This window comes from Streptococcus australis (assembly GCF_040226615.1).
In the GTDB taxonomy this organism is placed as follows: domain Bacteria; phylum Bacillota; class Bacilli; order Lactobacillales; family Streptococcaceae; genus Streptococcus; species Streptococcus australis_E.
Genome location: NZ_JBCOAT010000001.1, coordinates 1 through 14,647 on the forward strand (window position 1 = coordinate 1; position 14,647 = coordinate 14,647).

14 protein-coding genes are annotated in these 14,647 nt (G+C 41.1%); 2 read left to right on the plus strand and 12 right to left on the minus strand.

The window, feature by feature from the left end:
- The first annotated feature begins 177 nt into the window (after positions 1–177).
- Positions 178–822, plus strand: a complete 645-nt coding sequence (locus tag ABT997_RS00005) for a hypothetical protein (protein ID WP_350018442.1) — start codon at positions 178–180, stop codon at positions 820–822.
- Positions 823–888: 66 nt separating this feature from the next.
- Here ABT997_RS00005 and xerS read toward each other — a convergent pair whose 3' ends face one another.
- The 11 genes from xerS to ABT997_RS00060 form a co-directional block, all read right to left on the minus strand.
- The gene (gene xerS, locus ABT997_RS00010; protein ID WP_350018443.1) at positions 889–1,959 is read right to left on the minus strand and encodes a tyrosine recombinase XerS; all 1,071 of its coding nucleotides are present in this window, start codon (positions 1,957–1,959) and stop codon (positions 889–891) included.
- 174 nt (positions 1,960–2,133) lie between these two features.
- Positions 2,134–3,117 (minus strand): acetylxylan esterase, encoded by a 984-nt coding sequence (locus tag ABT997_RS00015; protein WP_350018444.1) that lies wholly within the window; start codon positions 3,115–3,117, stop codon positions 2,134–2,136.
- Positions 3,118–3,222: 105 nt separating this feature from the next.
- A complete protein-coding gene (locus tag ABT997_RS00020) occupies positions 3,223–3,990 on the minus strand; it encodes an alpha/beta hydrolase (protein WP_298619332.1) in 768 nt (255 codons plus the stop codon).
- Positions 3,991–4,056: 66 nt separating this feature from the next.
- Positions 4,057–5,628, minus strand: coding sequence for a signal recognition particle protein (ffh, locus tag ABT997_RS00025; RefSeq protein WP_350018445.1), 1,572 nt, complete (start codon positions 5,626–5,628; stop codon positions 4,057–4,059).
- A gap of 34 nt (positions 5,629–5,662) precedes the next feature.
- Positions 5,663–5,995 carry a putative DNA-binding protein gene (locus ABT997_RS00030; protein WP_037613861.1) on the minus strand — a complete coding sequence of 111 codons (333 nt, stop codon included), beginning with the start codon at positions 5,993–5,995 and terminating at the stop codon, positions 5,663–5,665.
- 79 nt (positions 5,996–6,074) lie between these two features.
- A complete protein-coding gene (locus ABT997_RS00035; RefSeq protein WP_314369781.1) occupies positions 6,075–7,019 on the minus strand; it encodes a 3-oxoacyl-[acyl-carrier-protein] synthase III C-terminal domain-containing protein in 945 nt (314 codons plus the stop codon).
- An 11-nt stretch (positions 7,020–7,030) separates the two neighbouring features.
- A complete protein-coding gene (locus ABT997_RS00040; RefSeq protein ID WP_350018446.1) occupies positions 7,031–8,299 on the minus strand; it encodes a F390 synthetase-related protein in 1,269 nt (422 codons plus the stop codon).
- Entirely contained in the window at positions 8,277–9,092 is an 816-nt protein-coding gene (locus ABT997_RS00045; protein ID WP_350018447.1) for an MBL fold metallo-hydrolase, read from the minus strand. Before ABT997_RS00045 ends, ABT997_RS00040 begins: the two co-directional genes overlap by 23 nt.
- Entirely contained in the window at positions 9,067–10,044 is a 978-nt protein-coding gene (locus ABT997_RS00050) for an NAD-dependent epimerase/dehydratase family protein (RefSeq protein WP_350018448.1), read from the minus strand. The genes ABT997_RS00045 and ABT997_RS00050 overlap by 26 nt, the downstream gene beginning before the upstream one ends.
- The gene (locus ABT997_RS00055) at positions 10,041–11,309 is read right to left on the minus strand and encodes a glycosyltransferase (RefSeq protein ID WP_350018449.1); all 1,269 of its coding nucleotides are present in this window, start codon (positions 11,307–11,309) and stop codon (positions 10,041–10,043) included. The genes ABT997_RS00050 and ABT997_RS00055 overlap by 4 nt, the downstream gene beginning before the upstream one ends.
- A gap of 43 nt (positions 11,310–11,352) precedes the next feature.
- Positions 11,353–12,051 carry a GntR family transcriptional regulator gene (locus tag ABT997_RS00060; RefSeq protein WP_350018450.1) on the minus strand — a complete coding sequence of 233 codons (699 nt, stop codon included), beginning with the start codon at positions 12,049–12,051 and terminating at the stop codon, positions 11,353–11,355.
- 138 nt (positions 12,052–12,189) lie between these two features.
- On the opposite strand from ABT997_RS00060, the gene guaA reads away from it, so the two are divergent.
- Positions 12,190–13,755 carry a glutamine-hydrolyzing GMP synthase gene (guaA, locus tag ABT997_RS00065; RefSeq protein ID WP_350018451.1) on the plus strand — a complete coding sequence of 522 codons (1,566 nt, stop codon included), beginning with the start codon at positions 12,190–12,192 and terminating at the stop codon, positions 13,753–13,755.
- A gap of 195 nt (positions 13,756–13,950) precedes the next feature.
- On the opposite strand, the gene ABT997_RS00070 is transcribed toward guaA, so the two are convergent.
- A complete protein-coding gene (locus ABT997_RS00070; RefSeq protein ID WP_350018452.1) occupies positions 13,951–14,376 on the minus strand; it encodes a hypothetical protein in 426 nt (141 codons plus the stop codon).
- Positions 14,377–14,647 lie beyond the last annotated feature (271 nt).

The following is a 14,647-nucleotide window of genomic DNA, read 5'->3' on the forward strand; positions in this document are numbered from 1 at the left end:
TACCTCTATTATACGACTTTACACAAATAAAAGCCCTTAGAAACTTATGGTCTAAGGACTTTGTCTTCAATCTGAGATATCCATTTAACATGGATATCTTTTATCTTAAACTTGATATTCAAAAATAATGAGAGTAGAATATAGAGGAAATCTGAACAAAAAAGGGGATCATATTCGATGATGAAAATTCCAGTTGAAAATCTTGGTCTATTTGAACAGCTAGATCGTATAGTAGTGGCTTTTTTTAGCAAACAACAACCTTCAAGTCCATATGATTTGAATATCAGTATTACACAAGAACACCTTGACCAGAAAAAGCAAGAGCTAGAACCATTAGGCTATCAAGCTGTCCAATTACCATTAGGAATGGCTTTAGATAATATCATTCAGCAACCTCATTATCAAAATTTAATCATTGGCGGACTTGCTCCAGACGAAATTATAGTCAGCAAAGAAGAATTAATGCCTTTGAAAGATATTGTGGACAGTTTTTGTATTATGTACGCTGCAGCGAATAACAGACTGGAAAATAGTAAGGCTTATGAATTAATGAAAGATAAGACGGTTTATTTTATTGGTAAACTATTTACAGATTTTCCAAAAGCCGGTGATGAAATTGCGTATTTAGGAATTGATCGAATAGCGAGCGATGGTACACCATATGAAGCTGTTAAATGCTTTCTAACGAAAGAGAGTGCAGAGAAGTTCAATGGTGAAAAAAGACCGGTCACCCCTGCAAACTTGGCCTATCTAAAATCATTCTGGGGAAAACCAGTCATTATTGAGCCACACCGTAATTATTGGATCGAATTTTTAGCGTAAGATTCTATAAAAATCCTACGCTCTTTTTCTAACACTAAATACATTACATAATTTATATTATGTAACTCACAAACTATCCAAGGCATTTTTCTGTTCGTCATTAACGATATGCGTATACAAGTCCGTTACCTGTGTGCTAGCATGTCCCAGCTGGTGGCTGACCAAAACTTGGGATTTGGTAGCATCATAGAGACGGGTTGCAAGCGTATGGCGCAGTTTGTGGGGGGTTACGCGGACTTTAAAGTCTTCTGAATACTTGGCCACCATCTTTTCAACACTAGAAGCATCAATCCGGTTTGGAACACCTCGATACAAGGTCAGAAAGAGGGCTGTATCAGTCTTTTCTGTCTTATAACGTTTGTCTCGAATAGCAAGATATTGCTCTAAATAAGGCTTAGCAAAGGCAGCGACATTAACCGAGTCTCGTTTTCCACCTTTTCGAGTGACGTCAATCACCATCATCTTAAGATTGAGATCTCGAAGATCCAGGTTAACTGCCTCAGAGAGACGGACACCAGAGGCAAGAAGGAGTGCGATAATCGCTAAATCTCGCTCTTTATTCTTATTGAATGAAGATAAGGCGCGATTTGAGAGTGTTTGAGGGTATTCCTGATCGATATAGTTCAGAAAACCTTCTGTTTCATCCCCTAAAAAGAGCTTTTGCTTGATATTTTCAGCTCGGGCCGCCAAGGTTTCTTTCTTTTTCTTGGTCGCAACCTTCTTCATGACATTGCGGTAGAAATAAGGTTCCCCTTGCTCGTTTTCAACTTCCTCAGTCAAATACTTATACAGACTAGAAAGTGCAGAAAGGGTACGGTTAATGGTTGTTTGAGAAACCCCATTTTTCGTCGTATTGGCATTAAGCAGAGGACGTTCACGCAAGTAAAGAATGAAGGATTCCATGTCTTTCTTGGTCATGTGCTCCAGAACCTCTAAAGGGATATTAGCCATGGTGTCAGCATCTGATATACCAGATTCCAAGACCCAGGTGAAAAATCGATCGTATTCCTTTAAGTATTCGTATAAGGTCGTAAAACTATATGGAACAGCCAATTTCGATTGGTAGTATTCTAAGACGTACCAAGGCATGACTTGTTTGAGTTTATCAATCCGTTCTAATAAGATCACGCGTTTCATGTTTTTCTCCAAATCTTTCTATACTAGTAGTATAGCACAGCTAGATATATTTTTCAAGAAAATTATAGTTTTTCGGAAAGATGTTATAGGGGATATATAGGACTGTTTTAGTTTTTTTTTTAACAAAACAATCAGCAAATCTCACGGATCTACTGATTGTTTTTCTTCTGTATCTTATTTTTCTACATATCGAAAGGAAATCTTGCTACCACAGAGCCAATTGTACACACGATCATTGACTTGAACATTCATAGCTTCATGGGCATATTCTGGCATGATTAAATGCTCTTTTGGACCTTCTAATCGATTATAAATGGCAAACTGCGTCTCAGGATAACAAACATCATCATCTAGCCCTGTAATCATGTGAACCTGTCCTTTAATGCGATGGGCAAAATTTTTCACATCAATATAGGCTAATGTCTCCATGATTTGGTTTTCCGTTTCATGGAATGGATCATGGAATTTGAAATAACGGAAAAGCTCGTCATAGGCTTCACTGGTGTTTCCAATCTCTATTACACGTCTGAAATCCGATAAGTATGGATAAATAGCTACCGTTCGCTGAATTCTTTGATTCAATCCGGCAGCTACCAGGGCCAAGGCACCACCTTGAGAGGCTCCATAGCTGGCGAGTTTGCTGTTGTCAACTTGAGGAAAGCTAGCTACAATTTCAATTAACTGGTAAAGATCTAAGTAGACATCCTTATAAAATAGCTCATCTGGACCTTCCACAGCTCCGCGGATAATCTGTCCTTTAACAGTATTTCCAAGTGGTGATCGATCTCCGTCTGTTGAATAGCCTGATTGACCTCTTACGTCCATAGACACAACTCCATAGCCAGCTACTGTATAAGCCAGCATGTCTGTCCAATCCCAACAACGGCCCATATAACCATGAAAATGGAAAATAACTGGAACCTTTTGATCTGTTTTTGGGAAAACAACTCGCGCATAAACAAGACCATCTCGTGTCCCTTTAAAGGTTAATTCATAACAAACTACATTTGGAATGCTGAAATTTTGCTCTTCGAGCTTGTATTTAGGAAGTTCAGAAATGTTTGCTAAGGCTTGATTCCAAAAGGTATCAAAGTCTGCGGGCACTTCATCACGCCCCCTGTAATCCTTCATTAATTCTAGTAATTTAGGATCTTTCATAAAATCCTCCTTAGGTATATGTAATCGCTACCAAAAATGTACCATATTTACATAAGGATTGCAAGAGACAAATAAAAATTACATAACCGAAATTATGTAATTTACTTATAGATTCAAAAATAGACTTAATTGTTTCACTAGATCTGGATTAGTGGGTAAAGCTGAATGATGAGCCTTGCGTCCTTTTAAATTTACTTCTGTATAGGCTTGTTTCTCAAAAATTGATTGTGCTGCTTGTGCACTAGAAAGAGGGACGATGCCGTCTGATTTCCCAGCAAAGCTACCAACAAAGTTAAGGACCTCTACTTCTTTTCCTAGGCGATGCTTCCATGTTTGAAAATCATCATACATCTCTTGGTTGAATTGGTAAGGACTACCAATAATAACCAGCTTGCTTACGGTCAGCTTTTTCTTTTCTAAAAAGCCACTTTCCAATAAACCAGTCAAAACCAGTCCCCCATTGGAGTGCCCGACTGCCTTGAAGTCTGTAAAATAATAGTGATCAAGAAGATAGGTTAAAGCTATCTTAAGGGATTCGATTTGCTGCTTGATATTGCTGTAACCATCTCGATTGTTCTCAAAGCCTATCACAATCATCGGATTCGGCTCTTTCGTATTCAGTCTTCCTTCCATCTCTATAGACTCATCTTTATTGACTTTTATTTTTAATAGACTCTGTTTTTTTCTAGAAAAGCGATGGAGCATACGAATTGTTCCATTGAAACGCTGAATACTAGCTGAACTTCCAGGTACAAAGATGATCGGTCTGATCGGTGGTTTCTTCGACCCTTTAGGAAATTCAAAGGGCTTTCTGTGGGAAGAAAAGAGTCTTACAAAGAAACGAATGAGTTGTTGAAATAGTTTTTTTAACATGTTTCCTCTAGTACTATTTTCTAAAAGAACCCAGAACAGTGTGTTCCAGGCCCTTACTAGAAATGATTATTTCCGTTTTTTCTTATTCTTGCGCATTTGTTTGGCCATCTTGTTCATCGCCCGTTTCATCATGAATTCGCCGGCTTTTCCTTTGAGACCACCACCGAACATTTGGCTCATGTCAGGCATCCCAGAGCCTCCACCAAGAGCTGACAAGTCAGGCATCCCGCCTTGTCCCATCATCCCTTCGAGGGCTGACATATCAGGCATGCCACCAGGCATATTCTTCGGCATATTATTTGGATTAAGCCCCATTTGTTTCATCATCTTGTTCATATCGCCTGATAGGACACCTTGCATCATCTGTTTGGCTTGGTTAAAGTCTTTGATGAATTTGTTGACTTCGACAAAGCTGTTTCCTGAACCAGCAGCTATCCGACGGCGACGACTAGGGTTCAACAAATCTGGATTTTCGCGTTCAGCTGGAGTCATAGAAGATACAATGGCGCGTTTCCGAGCAATTTCTCTTTCGTCGACCTTGAGGTTCTTCATAGCTGGATTGTTGGCCATCCCTGGAAGCATCTTGAGTAGGTCTTCCATTGGTCCCATGTTTTGAACCTGATCTAACTGATCGATAAAGTCGTTGAAATCAAAGGTATTTTCCCGCATCTTCTCAGCGAGTTCAATGGAGCGTTTCTCATCGTATTCTTGAGAAGCCTTCTCGATCAGCGTCAGCATATCCCCCATACCGAGGATCCGGCCAGACATGCGGTCTGGGTGGAAGGTTTCGATATCAGTGATTTTTTCACCAGTACCAGTGAATTTGATTGGCTTCCCAGTAATCTGACGGACAGAAAGGGCTGCACCACCACGGGTATCCCCATCAATCTTGGTCAAGATGACCCCGGTCACTTCGAGTTGTTCGTTAAACTCACGCGCCACATTGGCTGCTTCTTGACCGATCATGGCATCCACAACCAAGAGGATTTCGTTCGGCTCAGCAAGAGCTTTGACATCGCGCAACTCGCCCATGAGTTTTTCATCGATTTGCAGACGACCAGCAGTATCGATCAAGACGTAGTCATTGTGGTTGGCTCTTGCTTGCTCCAAACCTTGACGTACGATCTCGACTGCAGGGACTTCTGTACCGAGTGAGAAGACAGGGACATTGATCTGTTGACCAAGCGTCTTCAACTGGTCGATGGCAGCTGGACGATAGATATCGGCCGCAATCATCAAAGGCCGTGCATTTTCTTCCTTGACTAATTTGTTAGCCAATTTCCCAGCAAAGGTTGTTTTACCAGCCCCTTGAAGACCGACCATCATGATAATGGTTGGGATCTTAGGCGACTTGATAATGTCTGCTGTCTCAGAACCCAAAATGGCTGTCAATTCTTCATCGACAATCTTCACGATTTGTTGGGCGGGGTTCAGGGTTTCAATGACTTCATGCCCCACGGCCCGCTCGCGGACACGTTTGATAAAGTCTTTTACCACAGGAAGGGCAACGTCAGCCTCTAAGAGGGCTAGACGAATTTCTTTGGTTGCCTCTTGGACATCCGCTTCAGAGATTTTCCCTTTCTTACGAAGATTTTTAAAGACGTTCTGTAAACGTTCGGTTAAACTTTCAAATGCCATACTACTTCTCCTATTACAGGTATTTTAATCTTGTTTATTCTCGGTTATCAATGCTAGATAAAACAGCAATTTGCTCTTGTAGATAAGCGTCATCAGGATACTTGTCAGAGATCTGGTCGAAAATCTGGCTACGTACAATGTAATCAGAGTACATGTGCAATTTCATCTCATAATCCTCTAGGATTTTCTCCGTCCGCTTGATATTATCATAAACTGCTTGACGACTCACCCCGAACTCTTCAGCAATCTCAGCCAAGCTGTAATCATCTGCATAATAGAGCTCGATATAGTTCATCTGCTTGTCTGTCAAAAGTGCTGCGTAAAACTCAAAGAGAGCATTCATTCGGTTGGTTTTCTCAATTTCCATACCTTTCATTATATCAAAAAAGCCCACTAAAGACTAGCGGGACTTGATGCTTTTTGAGTTGAAATAAGAGGATTAATCATCAGAGTTTCAGAGCTAACATATTGACCGTCATCCCTGCTGCAGTTCCCATTAAGAAGATGGTATCTCCTTCTTTGACAAGGCCATGATCCAGGGCGTAAGCTAGGCCAAAAGGAACCGCAACAGAAACCATGTTTCCGTAATCGCTAACGATGTTAAGATATTTATGGTCTGGGACGCCTAATTTCTCCATGACCAAAGGAAGAGCACGACTGGCTTGGTGAGGAATGATATAGTCTACATCGGCAAGCGATAGGCCAACCTTTTCTTGGAATTCTTGAAACATTTCTGGAATAACACGCGCAGAAAGTAATAGAATTTTCTTACCCTTCATGTCAAACATGAAGTCGGTTTTGGTAGTTTCACTATAATGTTTTGGATGGTAGGCTGTTAAACCGCCGCGAATCTCTGTATCATGGGCCCCCTTAGACCAGGTCCGTTGAAGGCTTGCAATCACTCCTAAATCTTCCGTCGTGCTTTCAAAGATAAAAGCAGCTGCCCCATCACTAAACAATTCATAGCTTTCTTTCTGCTTTGGATTAAGACCTAGGCTTCCCACCTCACTTGAAACAATGAGGACACGCTTGTACTCGCCACCTTCGATCAGATAAGAAATGGTACTAAGGGCTGAAATAAAGCTGGTACAAGTGGTATTGATATCCATAGCGGGAATGGTCAAGTCTTTGGCCACTCGTTCATGGATTAGAGCTGCCGTACATGGAATCGGCTGAACCCCTACGGCGCTCGCTGAAACTAGGCAGTCAATATCTGCCATGGTCAATTCTGCCTGCTTTAGAGCCTGTTCAATAGCACGAGCGGCTAGGTCGATCTGAGATTCTTCATCTTCTTTTACGCGGTAACGTGTCTGGTCCTTAAAGGTGACTTGATGCTTGGGTAAGGCCGTTCCATAGCCTTTAATACGAACGTGTCTTTGTACACTTGTCATAATGCTTCCTCCTATTTTTGAAGACGTTGTACGCGCTTGAGTTTGCGACTTGTGTCCCATTGGTAGTCAATAAAGGTAAGGGTGGGGATGATAAAGCCCTTTTGATCTGCTAAGACTTGAAATTGGTTGAGGATAGCCTCTTCTATCTCAGGTGAACGTTTGCTGAGAGCAACCTGAACTTGTCCATCTTCTGTTTGAGTCACTTGATAGTCTTGAATCCCTTCGACAAAGAGGATACAACGCCGAATGAAGTCTGGATAAACCATCTGTAGCTCGCCATCTGCTTTTTTGAAATAAAAGATGTCGTCCGAGCGGCCCTCTATTTTAGCAATCCGTGTAAAGACAGAACCACATCTGCAGAGCTCAGGATCCTCTACCAGAATATCATTGAGCCGGTAGCGGAAAATAGGTTGGCTCCTACGTTTAAAATCTGTAATGATAGGATAAAAACGGTGGTCATCCAAATAGTCTTTTTCCACTGATAAAATGTCCTCGTTGAGGTGCAAGTTCCCCTCAGAACAGGTACAGGCTAAGAAACCTTCTGTCGCTTGGTAGACCTGATCAACCTTAGAAAGATGAAATGCCTGACGAATGAGGTCCCGGTCCCGATCCTCTAAGATTTCAGCGACGGAAACGACCTTTTGGGGTTGAATCTGTATGGCCTGACTTTCTAAATATTTGGTTAAATCCAATAAGGTTGAGGCTGGAGCCACAAGGATAGTCGGCTGGTAGTCATTCAAACGCCCGATATGCTCTTGGCTATCTTTGAAAATATCAAAATATTCTAAGCGAATCAAGGGAGAATTGATGGTTTGATAGAGCTCGTTATCAGCTCGGAGGAAAAAGGCGATGCGGTGCCCAAAGAGCATCCCTTTGGGGAGCATTTTAGCAAGAATAGCGGCTGCCCACATACTACGTTCTGTTTCTGTGGTGATAAAAATGCCTCGGTGGCCGGAGGTACCAGAGGAAAGACCCACTGCTACTTCCCCTTGCATCTCTGTAAAATCACGAGACTGCTCTCCGCGAATGGCCATTTCAAGAGCCTTGTCCCGATCGATTCCTTGGGTATTTAACTCATTGAAATGCACCATCATAAAGGTCTTGTCCATATAGCGGAAGTCCTTTGGAACGCCTTGAGCGAAATAGGGCGAATGTTGGAGTAAGAAGTCCTGGTATTTTTGCAGCTCTTTCTCTTGGTAGCGCTCGAGTTCCTCTCGGTTCTTAAAGCGGTGCCCCCAGCGGGTCTGGCAAAAGGTTTTAAGAAAGGTCCATTTTTTCATCTAGTATCCTTTCTACCCGATCCATTGGATCATGGCTGACAAGAACAGCGATCTCTTGATGTAGCAAGGACCGCAAGAAATTGACGTTTTCTAAATAGGCCTCAACATTATCCTGAACTTGACTAGGAATCCAGCGCATCTGCTCTGTCAAGGGGAGAAGGTCAATTCCCCAACAGAGATCAGCTCCGATAAACAATTGGTACTCTGGAAGGAATAGGCAACCCTGTCCCTTAGCGTGCCCATCATGGGAACTAAGGAGAATACTGCCGTCTCCAAAGATATCCTCTGTTGCCGTATAAGGAAAAAGAGGATTGGTTTCTTGAGGTTGCATGATTTGGACGGATTCTTCAAAATGATCCGGCAAAAACTCTTTAAAAATTAAATCCTTAAAGCTGGGCTTCTGGTATACATGATAAGCTTTCTCGGTGACCAAGAAGCGCGCCTGTTTGAAACAACCCGCTCCTCCTAAATGGTCTGGATGAAAATGCGAGAGGATGACATAAGAAATGTCATCTGGTGAAATCCCAGTCGCTTGAAGCAAGCAATCAATCTGGTCTTCCTTTTTCATCTGCATAGGAGTTCCAAGACGGTAATAAAGATAACGGAGTTTACTTTTGATCTCATAATGATAGCCAGTATCGTAGAGAATATAACCATGTTCTCGGTGTTTGAGGAGATAGACGCCGGCTGGAAAAACCATCTTCTTTCTTTTCTGCCCCTTAAAGAGCAAGGCAAGATTGCTGGTACAATAGCCAGCAGGGAAGTACTTAATGCTTTCGATAATCTTGGACATACTGGGCAATTCCCTCCTTGATACTGATGCGTGGCTCATAGCCCAACTCTTGTCTTGCTTTTGAAATATCAAGAGTCTGGCTATAACGCAATAGGTAGTAGGTATAGCGAGTTAATGGTGGCTCTCCCTTTAGAGGTAAGACCCGATAAAGGACCTCTAAGCTAGAAGCTAAGCCACCTAGAAGAAAGGCAGGTAGATTTTTATAGCGAATAGGAAGTCCCAAGGCCAGCAAGGCTTCTTCGATTAGTTCCTTAAAGGGTGTCGGCTCGCCGTTGGTAATGTTATAGACTTGCCCTTCTGCCCGATCAGCTTTCAGAGCCAAAGCGATGGCCAAGGCAACATTCTCGACACAGGTCATGTCCATCAATTGCTTGCCTTCCTTGATTAAAGGGATTCCAATTTTTTGGCTTAGCTTGAGAACTCGCGGAAGGATGCTTGTATCCCCAATACCAAAGAGCCCACGTGGACGAAGGATGATACTTGGAACATCCGGGTAAGAAGGAAAGAGCTTCTCTGATAGCAGCTTACTTTTGATGTAGTTATTTAAATGATTTTCAGCTGGAGCATCATCTTCTTTGATGTCGATTTGGTCTTTTGGTGCAGCGTAAATACTTGGTGAAGAAACATAAACCAAGCGATGTATTTTATTAGTACGACAAGCTTCTAAAACATGCTGGGTACCAAGGACATTGGCTTGGTAAAAACTTTCCCAAGGCCCCCAAACCGTTGATAAAGCTCCAGCATGGACAACCATTTCAACGCCCTTGCATGCCTCTTCTACTGCTTGCTTGGAACTCAGATCTCCTTTGAAGAATTCCACCTTGTCTGAAACCAAACTTTGCCCTACTGCCTCGTTCCGACCAAAGGCGCGAACAAAGTAGCCTTCTGCTACTAACTCTTTTACCACATATTTTCCGAGAAAACCTGTTGCTCCTGTTACGAGTACTTTCATGGCGCCTCCTTTTTAATTAAGCGATGAATTTCTTTCTTTAAAATGCTGGTGGGATCATAGGCTAGAGCTCTCTTTTGGAGCTCTTTGAGTTGGGCCCAGTCTTTTCTTGCAAGTAATTGCTCAAAGGCTTGGGCAATCTTTTGACTCTTGTCCTTGGGAGCTTGCAAGGCTACTCCTGCTTCTACTCCACGAATAGCATAATCATATTGGTCATAGTCATGCGGAAGGATTAAAGCTGGAATCCCATTTTTGATGCATTGAAAGAAAATCCCTGCTCCACCATGGTGGATAACATAATCCATTTGTGGGATATAACTTTCATAAGGGAGATAAGTAAGAATGGATACATTGTCTAAGAGCTTCTCTGTTTGGAAAGATTCAGCCCCTTTGCCTAAGGTAACAAAGAACTGGCATTCTGGATGTTGTTGAGCCAAGATTAGGGTTTGCCGAACGATGTTATCCTGCGCCCAGGCAAGTTGAGTGCCTAAGGAGACTAGAACCTTTTTTTTATTCGAAAAAGGAGTGAGATCAAAGTGATAATCAGAAGATTTCTCAACAGATGAGCCAACTGGTCCTACCCAATGATAGTAGGGAGGAAAGCCTTTTTTTAATTCCACTTCTTCCATTCCGATGCCAAGGATGGAGTAGGGAGAATAGATGGTTTCCCATCCGTCCTTATTGTAGAGACGGAAATGATATTGTTTTAAACGACTTCTCAAAGAGAAAGTCGCTAGACGCTTGATAAGTCTGGTCAATTTTCTAGCTAAGCTATGCTTCAGTTGATCAAACCTATTTTTCTCACTTCCCATCCCTGCAAAAAAGCAAGGTGGGCCAAAAGGTGTTTCCATTGCAAACTGGGTCGCCATGCTAGTCATCCAAGGGATTTCCAATTCCTCTGCAATCAAACCACCTGATACTGTCACATAGTCCGCAATGACTAGATCTGGACCATGAACTGTCCATTCTTCTCGTAACTGGTCAGAAACGATATTCATTAAATCTAATCCATTAGAAAGCTGCTTATAGGCAGTCAGCAAATTTAATTGACGATGGTTAGTAGATATTTTATCGAAAAAATCCACCTGGCCTTTCATAATTGGGACAACAGTAAAGCCCATATCTTCAACTACTTTTTGCTTTTGTGGTCCTGTAAAAATTCGAATCTCATAGTTAGGATCATGCAATAATGGGGCTAAAAGTAAAAGGACAGGATAAAGATGGCCACTGAGAGGCACCACAACAGCATCGATTTTAATCCTAGACATAAAACCTCCGTATGTTGATTTGACATGATAGGGATTGTGTCATCTAATTATTTTCTAAGTAAAATTCAAACCGCTCTCCAACATACTGACTCTTTACATATTCAAAGGCTGTGCCATTATCTAAGTAAGAAACTTGCGTCAGCCCAAGGATAGCATGTCCTTTGGGAATCTCTAAGTAGTGGGCTATCTTTTCTTTGGCCAATCGTGCATAGATGGTTTGTTGGGATTTACCAATGCGATAGCCATGCTTTTCTAAGGTTTGGAAGAAATGGCTAGTCACCTCTTCTTTTTTGAAGTTTATGATAAATTTTTCTGGAATAGAGGCAACTTCATAGACAACAGGGACTCCATCTGCGTAACGAACCCGCTCCATACGTACAATCGTTTCAGTTTTGTCAATCCCTAGTTTATCCACTTCTTGAAGACTTGGAATAGTCCGTTTGTAGGAAATAACCTGTGTCGAAGGGATCTTTCCTTGGGCCTTCATGATTTCAGTAAAACTGGTTGTCCCCCGCATCTTTTCCTGGACGCGCGTGCTAGCGACAAAGGTCCCACTGCCTACACGACGCTCCAGTACTCCTTCTTCTACCAAGAGAGTGATGGCTTGACGGAGGGTCATCCGACTCACCTGGAACTTTTCTGCCAGGTCTCGTTCGCTTGGTAAGCGTTGTCCGATTTTCCAGATTTTCTGGTCAATCTCTGCCTTGATTTGGTCGTGAATTTGAATGTATGCTGGGATCATATTGCTACTCTTTCTATCTGTTACAACCTATTGTAGCGCAAATTTATCAAATCTTCAATCGTAGTCAGTCTTGATTGGTAATGAAGGGCCTTTTGTGTTAGAATAGAGGAAAAGAATTTTCTAGAAGAAGGGGAAAAGATGACAAACCTATCAACTGATTTGCATGATGTTGAAAAAATTATCGTGCTTGACTACGGTAGCCAGTACAATCAGCTTATTTCACGTCGTATTCGTGAGATTGGTGTCTTTTCAGAATTGAAGAGCCACAAAATTACTGCAGATGAAGTTCGTGAAATCAATCCAGTTGGGATCGTTCTTTCAGGCGGACCAAACTCAGTGTATGAAGAAGGGTCTTTCGATATTGATCCTGAAATTTTTGAACTTGGCATTCCAATTCTTGGGATCTGTTATGGAATGCAACTATTAACTCACAAGCTTGGAGGAAAGGTTGTACCCGCAGGGGATGCTGGTAACCGTGAGTATGGTCAATCTGAGCTAAACTTAGCTGAATCTTCTGCCCTCTTTGAGGGAACACCTGATAAACAGTTGGTCTTGATGAGCCACGGTGATGCTGTAACAGAAATCCCTGCTGACTTTGTCCGTACAGGTACTTCTGCTGACTGTCCGTATGCTTCGATTGAGAATCCTGACAAGAAAATCTATGGTATCCAATTCCACCCTGAGGTTCGTCACTCTGTTCACGGCTATGATATCCTTCGTAACTTTGCCTTGAATATCTGTGGTGCCAAAGGTGACTGGACTATGGATAACTTCATCGAGATGCAAATCAAACAAATCCGTGAAAAAGTTGGAGACAAACGTGTTCTCCTCGGACTTTCTGGTGGTGTTGACTCTTCTGTTGTTGGGGTTCTTCTCCAAAAAGCAATCGGTGATCAATTAATCTGTATCTTTGTAGACCACGGTCTTCTCCGTAAAGGGGAAGCTGATCAAGTTATGGATATGCTTGGTGGTAAGTTTGGTCTCAATATCGTTAAAGCAGACGCTGCCAAACGTTTCCTTGATAAATTGGCTGGTGTATCTGATCCTGAACAAAAACGGAAGATTATCGGTAACGAGTTTGTTTATGTCTTTGATGACGAAGCAAGCAAACTAACAGACGTGAAATTCCTTGCTCAAGGGACACTCTATACAGACGTGATTGAGTCAGGTACGGATACTGCTCAAACTATCAAGTCTCACCACAACGTGGGTGGTCTTCCAGAAGATATGCAGTTTGAACTGATCGAGCCGCTCAACACTCTTTACAAGGATGAAGTTCGTGCTCTTGGAACTGAACTTGGTATGCCAGATCACATTGTATGGCGCCAACCATTCCCAGGACCAGGACTTGCTATCCGTGTCATGGGTGAAATCACTGAAGAAAAACTTGAAACTGTTCGTGAATCAGACGCTATCCTTCGTGAAGAAATTGCTAAAGCTGGTCTTGACCGTGACATCTGGCAATACTTCACTGTTAATACTGGCGTTCGTTCCGTAGGGGTTATGGGAGATGGTCGTACTTATGACTATACGATTGCTATCCGTGCCATCACTTCTATCGATGGAATGACAGCTGACTTCGCTAAGATTCCTTGGGAGGTTCTCCAAAAAATCTCAGTCCGTATCGTAAACGAAGTTGACCATGTTAACCGTATCGTCTACGATATCACAAGTAAACCACCTGCAACCGTTGAGTGGGAATAATATATAGAACTAATTTTAGCTGATTTAATTAATGAAACAGCATTATAATTACTAATTAAATTAAAAAAATCACTTGATTTTTCAAGTGATTTTTTGAGTTACTACTATAGTCAAAAATGATCAAAAATATGTAGATATTTCATTTGAATAGTATTTATAAAATATGTATCTTATAGGAAATAATTGATCTATTCATTACAAACGTTTGCTATAAATCCGTGCAAATGTTAAAAATAATCCACATAGTAAACTTAAGATGATTATAATCATTTTTCCAGAACTTACTTCTGCTTCGATAATAAATATATGAAAGAGAGGAGCGAGGCTCATGCACATGTAAATAAGATAAGTAAGGAAATTAACTTCACCAATTCCAATAATAAAATTTTTCATGAAGAATTGCATAGTTTCTTTACCTTTTAGCTTCTTAAAAATGGTATATAAGATGTTTGCTCCAGTAAGTCCGATTAATAATTCTATTGGTAAGAAGTAATAAGAAAAAATCAAATGAGAAGTTATTACAAATGAAAATATAAGAATATCTAAAATAATACTCTTAAATTGAGCTTTAATCAGATAATATAAAAACGCAACCAATATAGAAAGTATAAACATCTTCATAATACATTTCCTGACTTATTATTTACTTTAAAATATAATTATTTGTGTATATACAACTGTTTCTTTCATAATTTATAACAGAATGAGATAATTATTTTCAACATGATAATAGCATAAAATTGTAAGTTCTTCAAGCGTAATTATCTATGATTTAAACTTACTTTGAAGAATCTATTCTAATAGATTCATACACTATCTTTCGTATAAGATTTAACTTGATTCTTAAAGAAAACAATGCTATGATAAAGTTATTGTTATATTTTTAAATTTT

Excerpts from the sequence above, each read along its gene's own strand:
- ABT997_RS00030 (WP_037613861.1), bottom strand. The coding sequence starts at position 5,995 with ATGGAAATTGAGAAAACCAACCGAATGAATGCTCTCTTTGAGTTTTAC.
- guaA (WP_350018451.1), top strand. The coding sequence starts at position 12,190 with ATGACAAACCTATCAACTGATTTGCATGATGTTGAAAAAATTATCGTG.
- ABT997_RS00020 (WP_298619332.1), bottom strand. The coding sequence starts at position 3,990 with ATGTTAAAAAAACTATTTCAACAACTCATTCGTTTCTTTGTAAGACTC.
- ABT997_RS00060 (WP_350018450.1), bottom strand. The coding sequence starts at position 12,051 with ATGATCCCAGCATACATTCAAATTCACGACCAAATCAAGGCAGAGATT.
- ffh (WP_350018445.1), bottom strand. The coding sequence starts at position 5,628 with ATGGCATTTGAAAGTTTAACCGAACGTTTACAGAACGTCTTTAAAAAT.
- ABT997_RS00070 (WP_350018452.1), bottom strand. The coding sequence starts at position 14,376 with ATGAAGATGTTTATACTTTCTATATTGGTTGCGTTTTTATATTATCTG.
- xerS (WP_350018443.1), bottom strand. The coding sequence starts at position 1,959 with ATGAAACGCGTGATCTTATTAGAACGGATTGATAAACTCAAACAAGTC.
- ABT997_RS00055 (WP_350018449.1), bottom strand. The coding sequence starts at position 11,309 with ATGTCTAGGATTAAAATCGATGCTGTTGTGGTGCCTCTCAGTGGCCAT.
- ABT997_RS00045 (WP_350018447.1), bottom strand. The coding sequence starts at position 9,092 with ATGTCCAAGATTATCGAAAGCATTAAGTACTTCCCTGCTGGCTATTGT.
- ABT997_RS00015 (WP_350018444.1), bottom strand. The coding sequence starts at position 3,117 with ATGAAAGATCCTAAATTACTAGAATTAATGAAGGATTACAGGGGGCGT.
- ABT997_RS00005 (WP_350018442.1), top strand. The coding sequence starts at position 178 with ATGATGAAAATTCCAGTTGAAAATCTTGGTCTATTTGAACAGCTAGAT.
- ABT997_RS00050 (WP_350018448.1), bottom strand. The coding sequence starts at position 10,044 with ATGAAAGTACTCGTAACAGGAGCAACAGGTTTTCTCGGAAAATATGTG.
- ABT997_RS00040 (WP_350018446.1), bottom strand. The coding sequence starts at position 8,299 with ATGAAAAAATGGACCTTTCTTAAAACCTTTTGCCAGACCCGCTGGGGG.
- ABT997_RS00035 (WP_314369781.1), bottom strand. The coding sequence starts at position 7,019 with ATGACAAGTGTACAAAGACACGTTCGTATTAAAGGCTATGGAACGGCC.